This window comes from Paraclostridium benzoelyticum (assembly GCF_001006285.1).
In the GTDB taxonomy this organism is placed as follows: domain Bacteria; phylum Bacillota; class Clostridia; order Peptostreptococcales; family Peptostreptococcaceae; genus Paraclostridium; species Paraclostridium benzoelyticum.
Genome location: NZ_LBBT01000224.1, coordinates 1 through 16,719, shown reverse-complemented (window position 1 = coordinate 16,719; position 16,719 = coordinate 1). Strand labels below are relative to the sequence as shown.

Genomic DNA, 16,719 nt, shown 5'->3' with positions numbered 1-16,719 from the left:
TGCACTAACTCCTAACTCACTTTTTATAAGCCTAATTTACCTAGCATAGGATAGCGGAGCAACGGTTTTATCCTTCGCTTCATTAAACCTAAATACTTTATAACCGTAACCCAATTCCAATAATCTAAAAGTATATGTAAAATTAATAAACTTTAATTTCAAAATAAATATATAGTCCTAAATGTGAAGGTCCTATAAAATAACAATGAAAATAAATAACCTACAAAAACATACGAACAGGGCATTGGGCGAAGGGGAGTGAAGTGGTTCGCAGACGTAGTCGCTCAAATGGCAATCTAAAAAATGTACGAATATAGCGAGTGTCAAGATGCGAAAACTACATGATATGTAATATGATGTACATTGAGCTTGTTGTAAACGAGCATATGAGTGCTTTTTAGATTTTGTCAGAGGGGCACAGCCGTAGGCTAATCACTTAACCCTAAATAAAACTTTAATTCAAAGCTATTAGTATCAATTTCCATGAAACTTTCGATTAAAATATGGTTTTAAGTTAGGGATTGCAATGTAAATCCTTTTGAACGACTTATCTCAAAAGATTGAAATGAAAAGCCCGGTGGCGATAGCCAAACTTCCAAAGTGTTAAAATTATGTATAGCAGCAATAACAATATATATAAGTTTAAATTCTTAACTAGTAGACAATACTTCGAATATATAAGTAGTGATATTATTGGAAAAAGTAAAAGTTAAATCTAGAAAAAAGAGATACTCTTTTATAACTATAGATATGGCTATTAAAGGTGGTATTATTTCATTTATATTACTAAGCTTAGTTTTATTTATATAGGTTAATTTTAAAAAGACAGGTTATGGCTTTGAGCTATAATCTGTCTTTTTAATTTATCGGACCTAATATAACTAAACGTAAAGGGAAAGGTGGTGGGGGAGCAGAGAGCGCGGTGGGAGAAGTATGGCCAAGATGAAACGTAATAAATAGTAAGCACAAAAATAAAGCTACATATTAGCTCATATCCTAATAAAAAAATCCTATGTTATATGAGTTAATATGTAGATTCACTTCGTATGTCTTAGTTTTTATGTAGTGTAATCTTGGAACATACTGGGGCTGATTAACCGCAGGTTTAACAGCGTACAATTCTTTTTTAATTGTATAAGCTCATGCGTAGCATTTATTTATAAAAACTTTTTTCATCAATAATCTCACTCCTCTATAATTCCCAACTATCTTTTAGGACTTAATCGACCCATTTTACTACACTTAAGTTAAATTAATTTTTCAAAGGAGGAATGAAAATGCCAGATATGAAATTAGCTCCAAACGCTTCAGAAGTTGCTCAAATGTCAGCTTTAAGAATTAAATATGACTGTGGTTTAGGTGACAATGGAAGAACAATAGTTAAAACTAGAAGTTTTTCAAACGTTAAAAACGATGCAAAAGTAGTTGATGTTTACAACGTAGCTGAGATATTAAACGGTCTACAAAAACATGACGTACTATCTGTAGTAAAAATAGACAATACAGAATTAACACCAGCAAATTAATTTAAATAAGAAAGGGGATTAAAAAATGAGAAATATAGAAACTAGATTATTAATGGTTTTCTCTACAACTCTTGGAAGAAAAGTAAGCTTATTTGTATCAGATCCTAAAGAAGATATAACTGAAGCAGAAATAAAAGAGGCTATGGACCAAATAGTTGCTAAAAATGTATTTGCGCCTAGATTCGGAGAAGAACTTGAATCAGCAATAGAAGCAAAAGTAGTTCAAACTGCAACTACTGAATATGACTTAGTTATATAGTAACACATGGAACGTCTCTTTGAACTTCTGAGGGGCGTTCTAATCAATTTAAAAGTTTAATTGGAGGAATAAATCGATGGAACTAGATTTAATGGCTCTAGTGTCAAATTTAGGTTTCCCTGCTATCGTTACAATGTACTTGTTAATTAGAATAGAAGGTAAGCTTGAAAATTTGAGTACTAGTATAAATTCACTTAGTTCAAATATATATGAATTGAATAATAAGAAATAGTAAGAGTATCTGTTGAATTTTTTTCAAAAGATACTCTTTTTTGCTAGATATTTTTAAATGTGTCTTTGAAAATAAGTTGAATTTCTAAAGATATGATGTAATTATTAAAATATAAAACTTAAAAGGAGAATCTTTAATATGAGTATCAAATCTCTAGCTATTTTTGAAATATTAATAGGCTTTATTATAATAATTTTATCGGCTCTAAGGCTATTTGAAATAATCGAAATACCAATCATAATAATAAATTTATTATTTATAACTACGATGAGTGTACTAACATGGATTAATTATAAGAATAATAAAAAAGTATCAATGTTTATTGGAATTTTAATTATTTTTATTTTAATTGGTTTTATTATTTTATCAATGATAAAATAGCTTTTAAATTTCTACATAAAGTTAAAACCCTTAGGATCCAAATAACTGAATCCTAAGGGCTTTTTCCCTAGATATCCTTAAATGTACTTTTAGAATATAGTTTGATTAAAAAAATAATAAATAAGAGAGAATATTCTTGAAAAAATCCATATGGAAAACTATTCCAATTAAGTGTATTATATATATATTAAGAAAGGTGGTTTTTATTATGGAAAATTGGCAAAAAATACTTCTTGTTAGAGAGAAACCTATCAACTTAACTAAAGATTCAGTTAAAATTTTAAATTCATTTTATGCAATATGTACTCCTCTATTAAATGAGGATTCATTTACTTACAATATTGATACTAATACTTTACAAACTAAAAATACTACATATACTGTAGATTTTGGAGGGAATGGTATTTATATAAAAAAAGTAAGTCAAAGTAAAGAAGAATCTGTGTCATTTATAATAAACGAAGATATGAATTATGAATATAAATCTATAACTCGTAAGTGCTCTTATGAAAATGGACAATTACTATCTATGGATTTAGATTACAAGCAAATTCTTAATACTTTGATGAATTTATTAGTATAAATTCATTAAATTTATTTACCGACTAAAATCTATACAGATATTAGCATTGAATGATTTTGAAAAAATACAGCTGGTCTCAAAATTTAGGTTTAGGGAATAGTCATAATATAAAATGAGTGTACATATTTAAATTACTACATTTTAATAAGTACACTCGTTTTTATTTTTTGAAACTTTATTTTTTAAAGCTAGTCTTAAATTAATAGTTTTAAATTTTTAAATCCATTAACTTTATTTATTTAGTAATTTCAATGGTTGTATAGATTTGAGCGTTCTATTAAGAAACTATCAAAATACATAGAATTTCTATATTAAAAAATTATTCTGATACAAGTCTTATGGGACACTTCAAACCGTTGTAAACAGTGGTCAAAATCGTCTTAACGTACCATTTCCGCATTTTCCGTATTCTACCTCTATATAGTGATATATAGAAGTCGATGTATTTATCCATAAAAACATATGGAGCTACTGGGCAAGGACGTAGCTTAAAAAAATACATTCTCGCAAGAGTAAACAAAATAGGGATGTGAATAAGCGAGCGACGGTGTATACTGTCTATCACTATTTAGCATGCTTGGACCTATCATTGATTAACTATAGTTTAGTTTTTCGATGTATATGTCTAACTATGATTACTTCACTTCGCTCTAAGGTACCTGTCTATCTGACAGTACATTAGATGTCAGATAGTTTTTTAGTTTGAAATTAAGTGATTCGGTGATTAAATAAAAACACCTAAAAAGATATAGACCAATGGACGAATGTAGGAAACATGGTTTACCGTTTCTGAAGTAGTCCGCGGTAGCTATACATATATAATCCTGTATTCGAATATGGATAGAAATATCAATATTCAAGTAATCATAGTAAAATCAATGGGTTGAACAAACTTTGCGGCCAAATTGCAGAAGAAAGTATAAAAATAATTACAAGAAAATAGATTAAAAGAATATTACAAAGTAAGACATACTAGTTAATAAATGTTGAATTTGTTCAGCGTACAGAATATACTTAAAATATTAATAGTGTTGAATTATTGGTTTTATTCCGATAACACCTATAGCAACTAAAAAGTCAGATGGGAGAATGAGCTACAATGACTAAAAAAAATAATACACTGTCTCAAGCCAAAAGTGGAAAAAATGATGAGTTTTATACTCAGTATGAAGATATACAAAAAGAAATGAATGCTTATCTCGAATACAATGCAGATACATTTAGAGATAAAACCATTTTATTGCCATGTGACGATCCAGAATGGTCAAACTTCACAAGATTTTTTGCACAAAACTTTGATACATTTGGAATAAAGAAGCTAATAAGTACATCTTATGCAACAGATAGTAAAAATAAGTTCATTAAAGGAAATTATCAGTTCTCATTTGAAGATTTTTTAACTGATTATGAGAAAAAAAGCCCTAAATACGATGAAAGCAAAACATCATCAAGAGGAAAGATTTTTATTCTTGAAAGAAATTCAAAAAAATTAGGCCATATAGATTTAGATGATTTGGAATGGTCTTATCTTGACGGAGATGGGGATTTTCGCTCTGAAGAAGTAAAAGCATTAAGAGATGAAGCTGATATTATTATTACTAATCCACCGTTCAGTCTATTCCGAGAATTTCTTGCATGGGTTATAGAAGCTAATAAAAGTTTTATGATGATAGGAAATATCAACTGCATTACATATAAGGAAGTATTTCCTTTGATTAAGGATAATAAAGCGTGGCTTGGAAATGGAATGGGGAGATGGATTTCTGGTTTTATTGTTCCACAAAGATATAAGTTGTATGGAACAGAAACAAAAATAGATAATGGAAAACAAATTGTTGCAACTAATAATTGTCTTTGGTTGACTAATATTGAGCATGGGCGTAGACACCAGCCATTAAAATTAATGACAATGTCTGATAATATAAAGTTTAGTAAACACAAACAGATAAGGGAAAAAGGATATTTGAAATATGATTATTATAATGCTATAGAGGTTCCGTATACAGATTCAATTCCATCAGATTACGATGGTATGATGGGAGTACCTGTTACATTTTTAGATAAGTATAATCCTGATCAATTTGAAATACTTGGGTGTTCTTATTCTTACGGTGATCCAGGAGAACCATGGCATAAACCGGAAGATAGCTTTAATGTATGTGTTAATGGTGAAAATATATATAAAAGAATTTTTATTCGAAAGAAGGTGAATTAATGGATACAACTCTTCAAACCGAAATTACAGTATCTGATATTTGTAAGGGATTTGTATATAACGAATATGAAGGAAAGGGATTATTTGGTCTATCTGGAAAACTTGTAATTCAACCAGAATATCAGAGGAATTATATTTATGCTGATGGAAAGAAAGATGTTGCTGTTATTCATTCGCTTTTAAAAGGATATCCACTTGGACTAATTTATTTTGTAAAATTATCTAATGATAAATTTGAAGTTCTTGATGGACAACAGCGTATAACCAGTTTTGGTAGATTTGTAACTGGTAAGTTTCCTATTATTGGTGCAGATGGTGTTCCTCGTTATTTTAGCGGTCTTGCAGAAGATTTGAAAAAGAAAATTATGGATGCAAAACTAACCATTTATGAATGTCAAGGAACAGAATCTGAAATTAAGGAATGGTTTAGAACTATAAATATTGCAGGAGTTCCACTTAACGAACAGGAGTTATCAAATGCAATTCATTCAGGTCCTTTTGTTACGAAAGCAAAAGAAGAATTTAGTAATTCTCAGAATGCAAATGTTCAAAAATGGAGTGCATATATAAGTGGAGATGTAAAACGTCAAGATTATCTTAAAGCAGCTCTTGACTGGGTTTCAAAAGGAAATATTGACGATTATATGAGTAGACATAGATTTCATGATAATATCAATGAACTTAAAGCTTATTATACATCTGTAATTGATTGGGTATCAAGTGTATTTTCTTCCGTTGAAAGTGAAATGAGAGGGCGTCCTTGGGGAGAATATTATGAAAAATTCCATACTAAATCATATGATCCGCACGAGGTTGACGAAAAGTTGAAAGAACTTTATTCAGATTTTTATGTTAAAAATAAAAAAGGAATATATGAATATATCTTAGATGGATGCAGGGATACAAAACTTATTGATGTTAGAATATTTGATGCTGTTACAAAAAAAACAGTATATTCTAAGCAAACAGAAGATGCAAAAGCTTGTGGAAAATCGAATTGTCCATTATGTGCTTTAGGAAATGACAGCAATAAAGAGCGAATATATAAATTATCTGAAATGGATGCTGACCATGTTACTGCATGGAGCAATGGAGGAGCAACTGACATTTCAAATTGTACGATGCTTTGTAAGGTACATAATCGTGCTAAAGGAAATAAATAAAATAATACCTTAACGTACGATTTCCTCAAAAAAGAGCTCCATACCTAAAAGTAGGTTATGGAGCTCTTTTTTTAATTATTATTTTGTTAAAAACCTAAAATTTTATTTAGTTTTTAATAATACAATTAAATTTATAAAAAATCAAACTGATTATTTATTTTTTCGAATAATAGATCTAACATAACTTTCAGACATTCTATACTTACTAGCTAATTCCTTTACATTAAATCCATTGAACTCTTCTATAATCTCTCTATCACGAGCTTCTTTATATATCATCTTTTCAGTAGGAAAGTACACTGATGTTCCCCCAAATTCTTTAAATAAAGCCTTAACTCTATCTATTCCAATTTCTATAGCTATATTTTCAAATTGTGGAGGTAGGTCACTCATTTTTAAATCCATAAAATATCCTCCTATAAAAAGCTTAGTTATAATGATATTCTACATCACCCTACATTTTACCTACTCAAATCCATCTGTATAATAATTTTATTAATTAGTTACTATATTTTTCATTTAGAGATAAATATAATTCATCCTTATCTAAGGAAACATCATATTTATCATATCGTTTTAATATATCAACTACACTGTATCTATATGTAATTAAATCTCCTAGCATCATATTCTTATCTCTTTGAATATAATCAAAAAATTTTATAATAGACTCCTTATCTTCATACCTGTCTATTAATCTTAAATATTTATACCACTCTTTATCATAAACCAATTCATGTGCAAACTGAGTTATATTTACGGCGCCTCCTAATTTTATATTATTAAAATTCACTAGGACTCTATCTACTTTCATAACTGTAAACTTTAATAAAGATAAAAGACATTCTAAATCCTCTTTATCTCTTTGTTTACCATCCATACTAAAAATCCAATAAGCTCCTGCCACACTTATAATTGATCCTAAAAATGAACCCATAAACGATACTATATCTGGGGAACTTGTTAAAATTACAGTACTTAAACTTGATATAAATATACTTATGATAATTGGTACTAATAATAAATATAATTTCATCTTTACTCCTAACACTCTATTTTTACTTTCTATATTTTGAAATATCAATAACATCAGCTAAAACTTTATTTTCTTCCTCTTCATTTTCTTCCTTAGCTCTTCGTTTCTCTAGCCTTTCCATAAATACAGTTTTAGCCTTGTCCATCATTTCATTATCTACTATAACTCTTTCTAATGTTTGCTTATCTAAATAAGTATGTACTCCATTCCCTTCTATATCTGGTAATGCATACTCTACATAGTCCCACCATAATTCTTCATTACTTAAGTTATTATTATAATATTTAAAGTAATAGGTAATACTCCCACTTATTTTTAACCATAACTTTTTAGAATCCATATAAATCTATCCCCTTCCATCCTCCTTTTTTCATATAAAAGCGATACAGGACTAAAGTCCCCCAATACTAAGAGGACGTTTCGTTGCACCTTTTTTATTAAACCTTTTTACTATTCCAGTAACTTTTTACGGTTCTTATTGATTTTCCTAATTTTTCTGCAACTTCTTTTTGTTTAAATCCATTGTGTTTTAATTCTATTATATTTTTAATTAACTCCAGTTTTTCCTGTTCTCTTTTCGTTAATCCATTTTCATTTCTTCTCTTAGCTTTTTTCTTTTCTTTCTGTTCTTCTGCACTTCTTCTATACTTTTCTTTACCTGATATAATAGTCTTTAAATACTGCTGCTCATCTAAAGTTATATCTAATATTTGAATTAACTTTGTATTTGTATATTTATATAATTTATTTTCATATGCTTTTGTAGCTGATTTAGTATCTCTAATAACCTCATTCTTAGGTAGTGGATTTGTAAACATCGAGTTTAATTCTAATGCTCGTCTAAGTGCCTCTTCTGCATCCTCTGTAAAACATGCAGAATAATATCTATATAAAAATAAAATAACTTCTCTATGACCTTCTACATCATAATTTCTAAGCTCACAAATCTTTGATATATCCATTAATCTAGCATAATAAAGGCTGTATTCTGTAAAAAGACTTACCATCTTTTTAGGTCTACCCTTTGATTTAGTTTTCTTAGGGCTAATTTCTGGAAGATATTCTTCTTGAATTTCTCTTAATGAGTATTCATAATCGTATTCATCTACAACTTTTACAGATGTTCCACTCTTTGAATTCATAGTCCCAACAATTCTTAAAACCCTCGTTGGATCAAGTGCATTTGCATCTGCTCCAAACTCTTTTAAAGTATTAAATAAATATCTTTGAACTGCGTACCATAAAGGTAGTGCCATGCTTGGAACTGGCTTAATTAAAACTATGTAATAAAGACCTCTTCCACTATCTATTAAATAGTTTGGCCTCGGTATTTTATATCCGTATAAATCATGTTCTAAAAAATATTGAACTGCATCTTTAGTATATTTTGAATTATAACAATCTATATCAATATAAACTGCTCTAAGCTCTTTTATATTTTCAATTCTTCTTTGTGGCTTATAGAAAGTATTTTGAGATATATAATCATTTATTCCATTTACTATCTCTTCTGTTTTATCTAAAAGCTCCTCTTTCTTATAATGCCATTGACTGTAATTTGGATTTTTACTAGCAACAGTCATATATCCATTACTATTCCCATGTAATTTTTCTAAATGTTCTTTTGATTTATCTATATTAATTTCATCATCTATATTTAATTTGATTGCTTGCACTAAAAAAACTCCCCTCATTCCTCTGATAATACACCCGAAAGATAAGAGAAGTTATTAATTATATATATTGTCACTTATGTAGCCATGTGTTAAAATGACTATATAAAATAAAACTTGATGTATAAAAAATATACAAATAGCTTTATAATAAATATATAAAAACTCTCTATTAAGATTCTCTTATCTTTTTAGGGTTATTGATAAAAAAGTTAGAATTTCTGTTTGGCGACGGTGGTTCTAGCTTTTTTTATTATCCGATTATTATAGGTAAATTGTAACATATATTGAGCATTTAGTACACATTATAAGCCTTACTAGTCCTAAAAACATGTTTTTAGGACTTATTTGAATTTTTACATATTTTAGTATTTTAAATTTTAATTGAAATTATATTTTTCCTAACTTTTAGAGTATTTTTAAATTTTCAGAAACTTATTAACATTGCCTAAATTCGACATTTATGTTTCTTTATCTAATTGAGTTATATTTATTTTTTTGATTCATATTCCTTAACTCTTCTATAAAACGTATTACTTTTTAACTCTAAGATTTCCATAGCTTTAACAGCTGTAATTTCTCCTGCTTTCCATTCTTTATAAATTTCTTCGAATTTTTCTCCTGGATCTATTTTACGTCTACCAAATTTAATCCCTTTTTCTCTTGCTATTTTGATACCTTCTCTTTGTCTCTCTTTAGTTCTAAGCCTTTCATCCTCAGCCATATAACTTAAAAGTTGAAGTATTATATCTGATATTAAATTCTCTAGTCCGTTCATATCTTTATACTTTGTAGTATCTAAAAGTGGCATGTCCAAAATTACTATATCTACTTTTTTAACCTTAACTAATTCATTCCATTCATCTAATATCATCTGTTTGTTTCTTCCAAGCCTGTCTAATGATTTTATGTATAATACATCCCCTTCTCTAAGCATCCTTTTTAAAAGTTGATACTCAGGTCTTTTAAAATCTTTTCCACTTGCAACTTCCAGAAATATATACTCTTCTTCAATACCTATTTTTTTAGCTTCTACAATTTGTCTTTCTAATGTCTGGTCTTTTGTACTTATCCTTGCGTAAAAAAACTTTCTCATACCCTTTTATCCTTTCAAGTGTCATTTTCTATTTCAATAAGTGTACTATCATTTTGAAATGTTGCAAATAGAAATTTGTCGAATTTTTGAATATATAAAAATAAAAAAAGAACTCCCTTTCAAAAGGTAGACTTTTTGAAAGGTAAATTTTATAGTTCTTGCGTGAATGGTAGTTTTTTAGGTATAAATGGTATGCTTTCAAATAATCAGTTTAAATATATATAAATAATAAAAAAATGAAGAACTATTGCTCTTCATTTTTTTACTTAATCTTAAATTATATTATAACTACATAATATTTCTTATTGTTTCAATCTCTTCTATCGTTAAATCTGTAAGATCTCTTATAGTTTCGTTATCCATTCCCTTTAATATAGCTTTTTTGGCTATTTCTATAGCTTTCTTTTTTTCACCAACTTCTTTTCCTTCTTCAATAAGGCTCTTTCCTAATTCAGTCACTCTAAGTTCCTCCTTTACCTTTTCTAAATCTTTACCACTTAAAAATTTATTAGCAAAAGCATATAAAATAGATTCCATATCTCTTTTATATGGACTAGTTATTTCTTTACTTAACTTTATAGCCTTTAATATCTTTTCGCTTTTATCCATTTTTCCACCCATAACTGGTGTAAATGTAAGTTTTATAATATCTTGTTTATCTATATCATTCCCACAAGATAACTTCTCTATTATTTCATCAAATACTTTATCTCCATCTTCATTAATCATAGATATAGCATTTACCTTATAAGTATTCATACCGCAATTATATTCACTAACAGGATTTTTTATATCGCCTGAGTAAACAACATATGTAGTAACCTTCTTTTTAGTTTGATAATTAAGCAGCGCTTCATAAGTTCTAAATCTCATTAAGTCATCTACACCCTTGTTAGTAGTTTGAAACTCAAAATGTATGTAACTATCATCTTCCATTAAGAAAGTATAATCCATATACATATTCTTACTGTCTAAAACAACTAATTCAGTTGGACCAATATCTTTTACTTTTTTATCTATTCCAAAGAACTTAAGACCTTCTTCTGCAAAAATATCCATTGCTCTTTTCATTATAAAATCTTCATAATTTGGCTTTTTCATTAGTTCACCGCCTTTAATTAATTATATCACCTTATTTCTTAAAATACCTACCAAAACATGTCCATTTCTTTCTTATGAGCTACATCTTCTTTTTCTTCTAACTTATATTCAAGAATTTTATTATCCAATGTTCCTTTGAAAAACTTGTATGAACTAACTTTAATAATTTCTACATCATCTCTCTCCAGAGTTATAGATACTGCATCATCAAAAGCTTTTTCCATGTATTCGTTTTTAAAATCAATATTTCTAAAATCCTTCTTAAAACTTCTTAAAGTCCCCTTAGTAAATATATCTTCATCTGGAACTAAAAACTCAAATTCACTAATTTTATCATTATCTACATTGTCACTAGAAATAGCATAGTTTGATTTAGATGTTCTCTCTTCTTTATTATCAAAAACAGCATTATCATTAGTAACTTCAACTTCTTTAACTACTAAAGTTGGTATTTTAGCCACAATATCTTCATTAGTAAAATACTTTCTCTTGTCCAAATCTTTAACGTAAAAGTCAATAGAATCAACTTTTCTACCAACTTTATTTTCCTTAAAATCTATCTCAAAATATCCCGTTTCATTAAGTTCTTTTATAGCAGGAAGAATAACTCTTCTTTTAAAATTTCCGTATTCAGGATAACTTTCATCTAATTGAAGATACATTTTTAAATCCTCTAAACTATAATTTATTACTGATTTTGTTCCACTCCAAAGTCTAAGAAGATCATATAATCTTTGCGAATAATAATTTTTCATGCTAAATAATGCTGCTAAATTAGCTGGAGTGTATCCTGTTTGCAAGTAATTATTTAATAAATCATAAATTTTTTCAGATGCTTCAATTTTAAAAATTTTCCTCTCATCATCATATGTAAAACCATTTAAAAATCCATACTCTCCCCAAATAATTCCTTTTTTATTTTCTTTTTCTTCCATAAAAAATATACTTTTCTTTCTTAATGAACTTAAAGATTTAGAAATATTCTTTATAGTCTTATCTTTTGCATGTTTAATTATTTGCTTAAATTCATCATGTGATATCTCACAACTTAAAACTCCGTTACTTTCCTTTTGAAGTTTATACATCATAAGTAAAAAAATTCTATTTTCAACTAGTGTTAAACTATATTTGGCTTGAATAAGTAAATTGTTTTTCATCAATATTTTAGGATTTTGAATATCTCTATAATCATTCATATTAATACCTCTTTATATAATGTTTATATTAACTATAAATTTACGTTTTAAAAATGTCAACTTAAATTAATTGACATTTTTATCAATTCCAAAGTGACATATTAAAATTCCAACCTGACATTTTAAAGTTCCAAAGTGACACATTTAAAATTCCAATCTGACATTTTAAAGTTCCAAAGTGACATATTAAAATTCCAATCTGACATTTTTACTGCTTTAAATCGCAGTATTTCCAAAGCTTTAAGCTATGTCTAAATACTTTAAATACTATTAAATAATTCTTTTAAATACAGTAAAGACTAGTAAAGGTAATTTTTCTGTTCTAATCTGTCCTATTTTCAAACACAATACTTTATTTATAACTATAAAATGTGCAACAAAAAATTCACTTCGTTTGAGCGACTATGTCTGCGAATCATTTCATGTCGCTCAAATTTCATGTCGTCAACGTCCACTCGGTAAACTCGTGTCCCGTTACTTAAACGACTTAGTCCGTTGCGCAAAAAAGACACATATTCTTATGTGCCTTTTATTAATATAAAGATATAGCATTTTTAAAACTTTCAAATTCCCTTTTCATTTTTTCTAAATCTACATTATCTCCAACATTTTCTATAAACTTAAAATCTAGAAGTAAATTTATATTATTGTTTAAATCCTCTCTTGTCCACCCCTTAGGCTCCATAAGCTCATATATATACTTTATATCTATTCCATCTTCAAAATTCGATATAAGGGCATATACAAGTCTATTATCTATATTTAATACATTAACTAAGCTATCATTTACCATAACAACATTATTAATGTTTTTATACATTAAATCTATTCTGATATTTTTAACTACCATATAATCACCCTTTTCAATATTTAATTTTAATTCATAACTCTTCTTATAAGGTCAATTTCCTCAATAGATAAGTCCGTAAGATCTCTTATAGTTTCATTATCCATTCCCTTTAAAATTGCCTTCTTTACTATCTCTATAGCTTTTTCTTTTTTTCCTTCATCTATTAAACTTTTCCCTAACTCAGTCACTTTAATTTCTTCCTTTACTCTTTCTAAATCTTTTTCACTTAAAAAATTATTTATTATCTAAATTTTTAACATCTAATATTCGTATATTAATTAAGGTTTTTTATTTTATATCATCATAAAACTTAATATATTGATTTAATATGTAATTCAATAACTCTTGTTGAGTTACTCCACTTTCTTTTAAGTCCTCTGCTATTCTTTCGAATCCTTTTTGTACTTCTACATCAAGCTTCAAAGTCTTAGCTCTATAATCCCTTTTCCCTTGCTTAAAATTATATATTTCTTTTACTATATCTTCTTTAGTCTCCATATTACTTTCGGTAATATCTTTGTAATATTCGTTTGATCCATCTAATAAAGCTTTTATTCTATCCGCATTATCCATTAAATATGTTAATCTATCTTTTTGATTATTTGTTATCTCTAAATTAGTTGTAATATTGTTTATTACTGGAATATTATTGCTTGTCTCCGGGGTAGTTTTCGTATTACTTTCTGTAATATTACTGTAATATTTCTTTTGTTCCCTCGCTTCAACCTCAGTGTTTTCAATTACATATTGCTTTTTACTCTGGCTATATTTATATCCAGCTTTACTAAAGTTTTTACTTATAGTTTTTCTAGAAATTCCTATTTCTTCAGAAAATGAAGTTAATGTTTTTCCTTCTTTTAAGATGTTATTTACGTATTCTATTTGCTCGAATATCTCTATATTTTTAAATTGTTCTTTATTCAAGTTTTCACCTCCTGTAAATATTACTTATTGTAATATTATATATTACTTCTATATGTCTTTCTCTATGTTTTTTATAATAATATAAATTTATAAAAAACTTTTTAATAATTATAATAGCTATGATCATATAGTTTTTAATTTATAAATACATAGGAAAAGAGTTGAAGTAGGATAAAAAAACTCCTACCTCAACTCTCTACATTTAAATATTATACGGTCAATCTCATGGGTCAATTCTGACCTCACAGCTTGAAGTAAAAAGCACTTCAAACTGTGAGGCCAGAAATACAAATATCTATATTTTATTTTTCCAATAGATACTAATAATTTAATTTCTTTAGAATTAATTTAATTAGCTTTTCAATATTACTTTTTGTAATATTTTCGTATTACTACTTGTAATATATGATATTACTTTTATATTACCATACATGTACCTATTGATATAACTGTATCTTATCATTTTTATGGAGTTTGGCTTTCGCCACCGCGCTTTACGCTACAATCTTTTTAGTAAAAAACACTAAAAAGGATTTTCACTTCAATCGCTAACTCAAAATCATCGTTTCATCGCAATTTATATAGATTTTAAAATTATATTGGTTTAAACTTTTTTACTTGTATATGACCTTACGGTCGTGCCCCTCTGACAAATCCTTAAAAGCACTTACACATCTCCGCCGATAACATATTTCACATACATAATATTACATATCATGTATGTTCATATCTTATAGCTCCATGTGTTCGTAACTTTTTAAGGATAGCCATTCACTGCCCATTCTCCCAATGCCTTAACCTAATGTTTGTATTGCATACTTCCAATGCAACTTATACGCCCTTCACATTTTGTATAACCAGCTAAATATGTTAATTTTAATTTATATATTTAATAATACTAATAGTAAAATCAACTTGGTTACGGTATTAAACTACTTTCGTGGCATCACGCATTGGATAAAACCATTGCTCCGCTATCCAATGCTAGTGCTATAATAACTTTTAAAAAGTAATTTATTAATAAAAAAAGATACTTAATTATCTTTTAAGTATCTTTTTTATTAACTTTATACCAACATAACAAATTAAAATTACTATTAAACTAGACACTATTAAATTACTCCATGATAAACTTATAAGTGGCTTCAATTCCATTTTTACTCCCCCTAGTTTTAAAATACAAAAAAATGTCAATTACACATTTTCTAAATCATTATAGCATACTCAATAGTTTTTCTGATTCACGCTAAAAAGAGTTTCATATATATTTGAATTTAAATTATATAAGCATCCCCAAATCCCTTTTCTTTAGCTAGTTTAATTTGATTTAAAGCATTATTTTTATCTCTATAAGCTCCAATACAAACCTTATACAAAATATCATTTATAGGTGCTTCTAATTCAAATAACTTAATTAAATTATTTCTAATGGCTAAAGCTATAGCTTTAATGTTATTACTATCTTTTAAAGCTTTTTCTCCTTCAATGTTAGATATAAAGTCAACCTCAACTAAAGCTGCAGGCATCTTAGTATGTTTTAAAACTGAAAGCTCCTTACTTAACTTAATTCCTCTATTCCTTATATTAAATAGCTTTGAAATATCTTCACAAAGTCCATTTGAAAAATCATCTAATTTCTTAATTCCCATTGAATACTCCCAAACTTCAACTCCCCTAACACTTTTATCAGAAGCCGAGTTTATATGAATAGATAAAAAGTAATCTGCTCCAAATTCATTTGCTATTCTGGCTCTTTCTCTAAGTGGAATAAACTTATCTGATAATCTTGTAAATTTAATATCTACATCTAATCCTTTTAAATTCTCATTAAGTTCCTTTCCTATAGCTAAAACAACATTTGCTTCATAAGTTCCAGCTTGTCCAATTGCTCCTGGATCACTTGCTCCATGACCTAAATCAATAACTAATTTTTTCATAAAATCCCCCCTATTAATTCTCAAATTTTTATATCACCTTAATAATTTAATTATAGGGTTTGATATTAATTGAATAAACCAAACTACTGCAATATCTCAATTTTAAAGAAATATAGTTGAAATAAAAAATCTAGAAATAAATAAAACACCTATTAAATAGGTGCTTATTTAAATACTAATGTATCTACTATTGTACAAGGATTACTTGTTTTAGTTATTATTGTTTTTCCCTTTAAATCACTTTCTATTTCTTCAAGTTCAAAAGCTATTCTTCCCTCTGAAATTTTATCATCTCCATAGCCTAAAATTTTATAAACTTCTAAAATTTCACCTCTATATACTGAAATTACTGTATCTTGGTTATATAGTCTACTTGGATTTATTCTCCATGCTCTACTTGTTCTTTCTTTTAATCCATCTCTTGTTGTTGGAACTTTATTTACTTTTATTAGTACCATATACATTTACCCCCTATTTACTTTCAATTTACTTTATATTTACTATGATATACTTTTATCTTACTTTAATCATTAATATAAATTTATTA

Annotated in this window: 18 protein-coding genes; 6 read left to right on the top strand and 12 right to left on the bottom strand. The window is 27.5% G+C overall.

The window, feature by feature from the left end; translation table 11 throughout:
• The first annotated feature begins 1,277 nt into the window (after window positions 1–1,277).
• From VN21_RS11235 to VN21_RS11210, 6 genes are all read left to right on the top strand, one after another.
• Complete coding sequence (locus tag VN21_RS11235) at window positions 1,278–1,526, top strand: DUF1659 domain-containing protein (protein WP_021430640.1); 249 nt, start codon at window positions 1,278–1,280, stop codon at window positions 1,524–1,526.
• Window positions 1,527–1,551: 25 nt separating this feature from the next.
• Window positions 1,552–1,785, top strand: coding sequence for a DUF2922 domain-containing protein (locus tag VN21_RS11230; protein ID WP_046823358.1), 234 nt, complete (start codon window positions 1,552–1,554; stop codon window positions 1,783–1,785).
• A gap of 76 nt (window positions 1,786–1,861) precedes the next feature.
• Window positions 1,862–2,017, top strand: coding sequence for a YvrJ family protein (locus VN21_RS18105; protein WP_021430642.1), 156 nt, complete (start codon window positions 1,862–1,864; stop codon window positions 2,015–2,017).
• Between the two features lie 589 nt (window positions 2,018–2,606).
• Complete coding sequence (locus tag VN21_RS11220) at window positions 2,607–2,981, top strand: hypothetical protein (protein WP_046823356.1); 375 nt, start codon at window positions 2,607–2,609, stop codon at window positions 2,979–2,981.
• Between the two features lie 1,099 nt (window positions 2,982–4,080).
• Window positions 4,081–5,196 (top strand): adenine-specific methyltransferase EcoRI family protein, encoded by a 1,116-nt coding sequence (locus tag VN21_RS11215; RefSeq protein WP_046823355.1) that lies wholly within the window; start codon window positions 4,081–4,083, stop codon window positions 5,194–5,196.
• A complete protein-coding gene (locus tag VN21_RS11210) occupies window positions 5,196–6,359 on the top strand; it encodes an HNH endonuclease family protein (RefSeq protein WP_046823354.1) in 1,164 nt (387 codons plus the stop codon). Before VN21_RS11215 ends, VN21_RS11210 begins: the two co-directional genes overlap by 1 nt.
• A 150-nt stretch (window positions 6,360–6,509) precedes the next feature.
• Here the strand turns inward: VN21_RS11210 and VN21_RS11205 are convergent, their stop codons facing one another.
• The 12 genes from VN21_RS11205 to VN21_RS11150 form a co-directional block, all read right to left on the bottom strand.
• Window positions 6,510–6,764, bottom strand: coding sequence for a Mor transcription activator family protein (locus VN21_RS11205; RefSeq protein ID WP_046823353.1), 255 nt, complete (start codon window positions 6,762–6,764; stop codon window positions 6,510–6,512).
• 94 nt (window positions 6,765–6,858) lie between these two features.
• The gene (locus tag VN21_RS11200) at window positions 6,859–7,395 is read right to left on the bottom strand and encodes a hypothetical protein (protein WP_152650807.1); all 537 of its coding nucleotides are present in this window, start codon (window positions 7,393–7,395) and stop codon (window positions 6,859–6,861) included.
• Between the two features lie 22 nt (window positions 7,396–7,417).
• Entirely contained in the window at window positions 7,418–7,735 is a 318-nt protein-coding gene (locus VN21_RS11195; protein WP_046823351.1) for a hypothetical protein, read from the bottom strand.
• 97 nt (window positions 7,736–7,832) lie between these two features.
• On the bottom strand, window positions 7,833–9,071 hold the full coding sequence (locus VN21_RS11190; RefSeq protein ID WP_226896702.1) for a helix-turn-helix domain-containing protein: 1,239 nt from the start codon (window positions 9,069–9,071) through the stop codon (window positions 7,833–7,835).
• Window positions 9,072–9,558: 487 nt separating this feature from the next.
• The gene (locus tag VN21_RS11185) at window positions 9,559–10,164 is read right to left on the bottom strand and encodes a recombinase family protein (RefSeq protein WP_046823350.1); all 606 of its coding nucleotides are present in this window, start codon (window positions 10,162–10,164) and stop codon (window positions 9,559–9,561) included.
• Between the two features lie 288 nt (window positions 10,165–10,452).
• The gene (locus tag VN21_RS11180; protein WP_046823349.1) at window positions 10,453–11,265 is read right to left on the bottom strand and encodes an RpnC/YadD family protein; all 813 of its coding nucleotides are present in this window, start codon (window positions 11,263–11,265) and stop codon (window positions 10,453–10,455) included.
• A gap of 47 nt (window positions 11,266–11,312) precedes the next feature.
• Window positions 11,313–12,461 carry a replication initiation protein gene (locus VN21_RS11175; protein WP_021430633.1) on the bottom strand — a complete coding sequence of 383 codons (1,149 nt, stop codon included), beginning with the start codon at window positions 12,459–12,461 and terminating at the stop codon, window positions 11,313–11,315.
• Between the two features lie 532 nt (window positions 12,462–12,993).
• Window positions 12,994–13,311, bottom strand: a complete 318-nt coding sequence (locus VN21_RS11170) for a hypothetical protein (RefSeq protein WP_046823348.1) — start codon at window positions 13,309–13,311, stop codon at window positions 12,994–12,996.
• 26 nt (window positions 13,312–13,337) lie between these two features.
• On the bottom strand, window positions 13,338–13,499 hold the full coding sequence (locus VN21_RS18260; protein ID WP_021430635.1) for a hypothetical protein: 162 nt from the start codon (window positions 13,497–13,499) through the stop codon (window positions 13,338–13,340).
• 100 nt (window positions 13,500–13,599) lie between these two features.
• The gene (locus tag VN21_RS17900; protein WP_052952048.1) at window positions 13,600–14,235 is read right to left on the bottom strand and encodes a hypothetical protein; all 636 of its coding nucleotides are present in this window, start codon (window positions 14,233–14,235) and stop codon (window positions 13,600–13,602) included.
• A gap of 1,274 nt (window positions 14,236–15,509) precedes the next feature.
• On the bottom strand, window positions 15,510–16,172 hold the full coding sequence (locus VN21_RS11155; RefSeq protein ID WP_046823347.1) for an N-acetylmuramoyl-L-alanine amidase family protein: 663 nt from the start codon (window positions 16,170–16,172) through the stop codon (window positions 15,510–15,512).
• A 164-nt stretch (window positions 16,173–16,336) separates the two neighbouring features.
• Window positions 16,337–16,630, bottom strand: a complete 294-nt coding sequence (locus VN21_RS11150; RefSeq protein ID WP_046823346.1) for a hypothetical protein — start codon at window positions 16,628–16,630, stop codon at window positions 16,337–16,339.
• Between the last annotated feature and the right edge of the window lie 89 nt (window positions 16,631–16,719).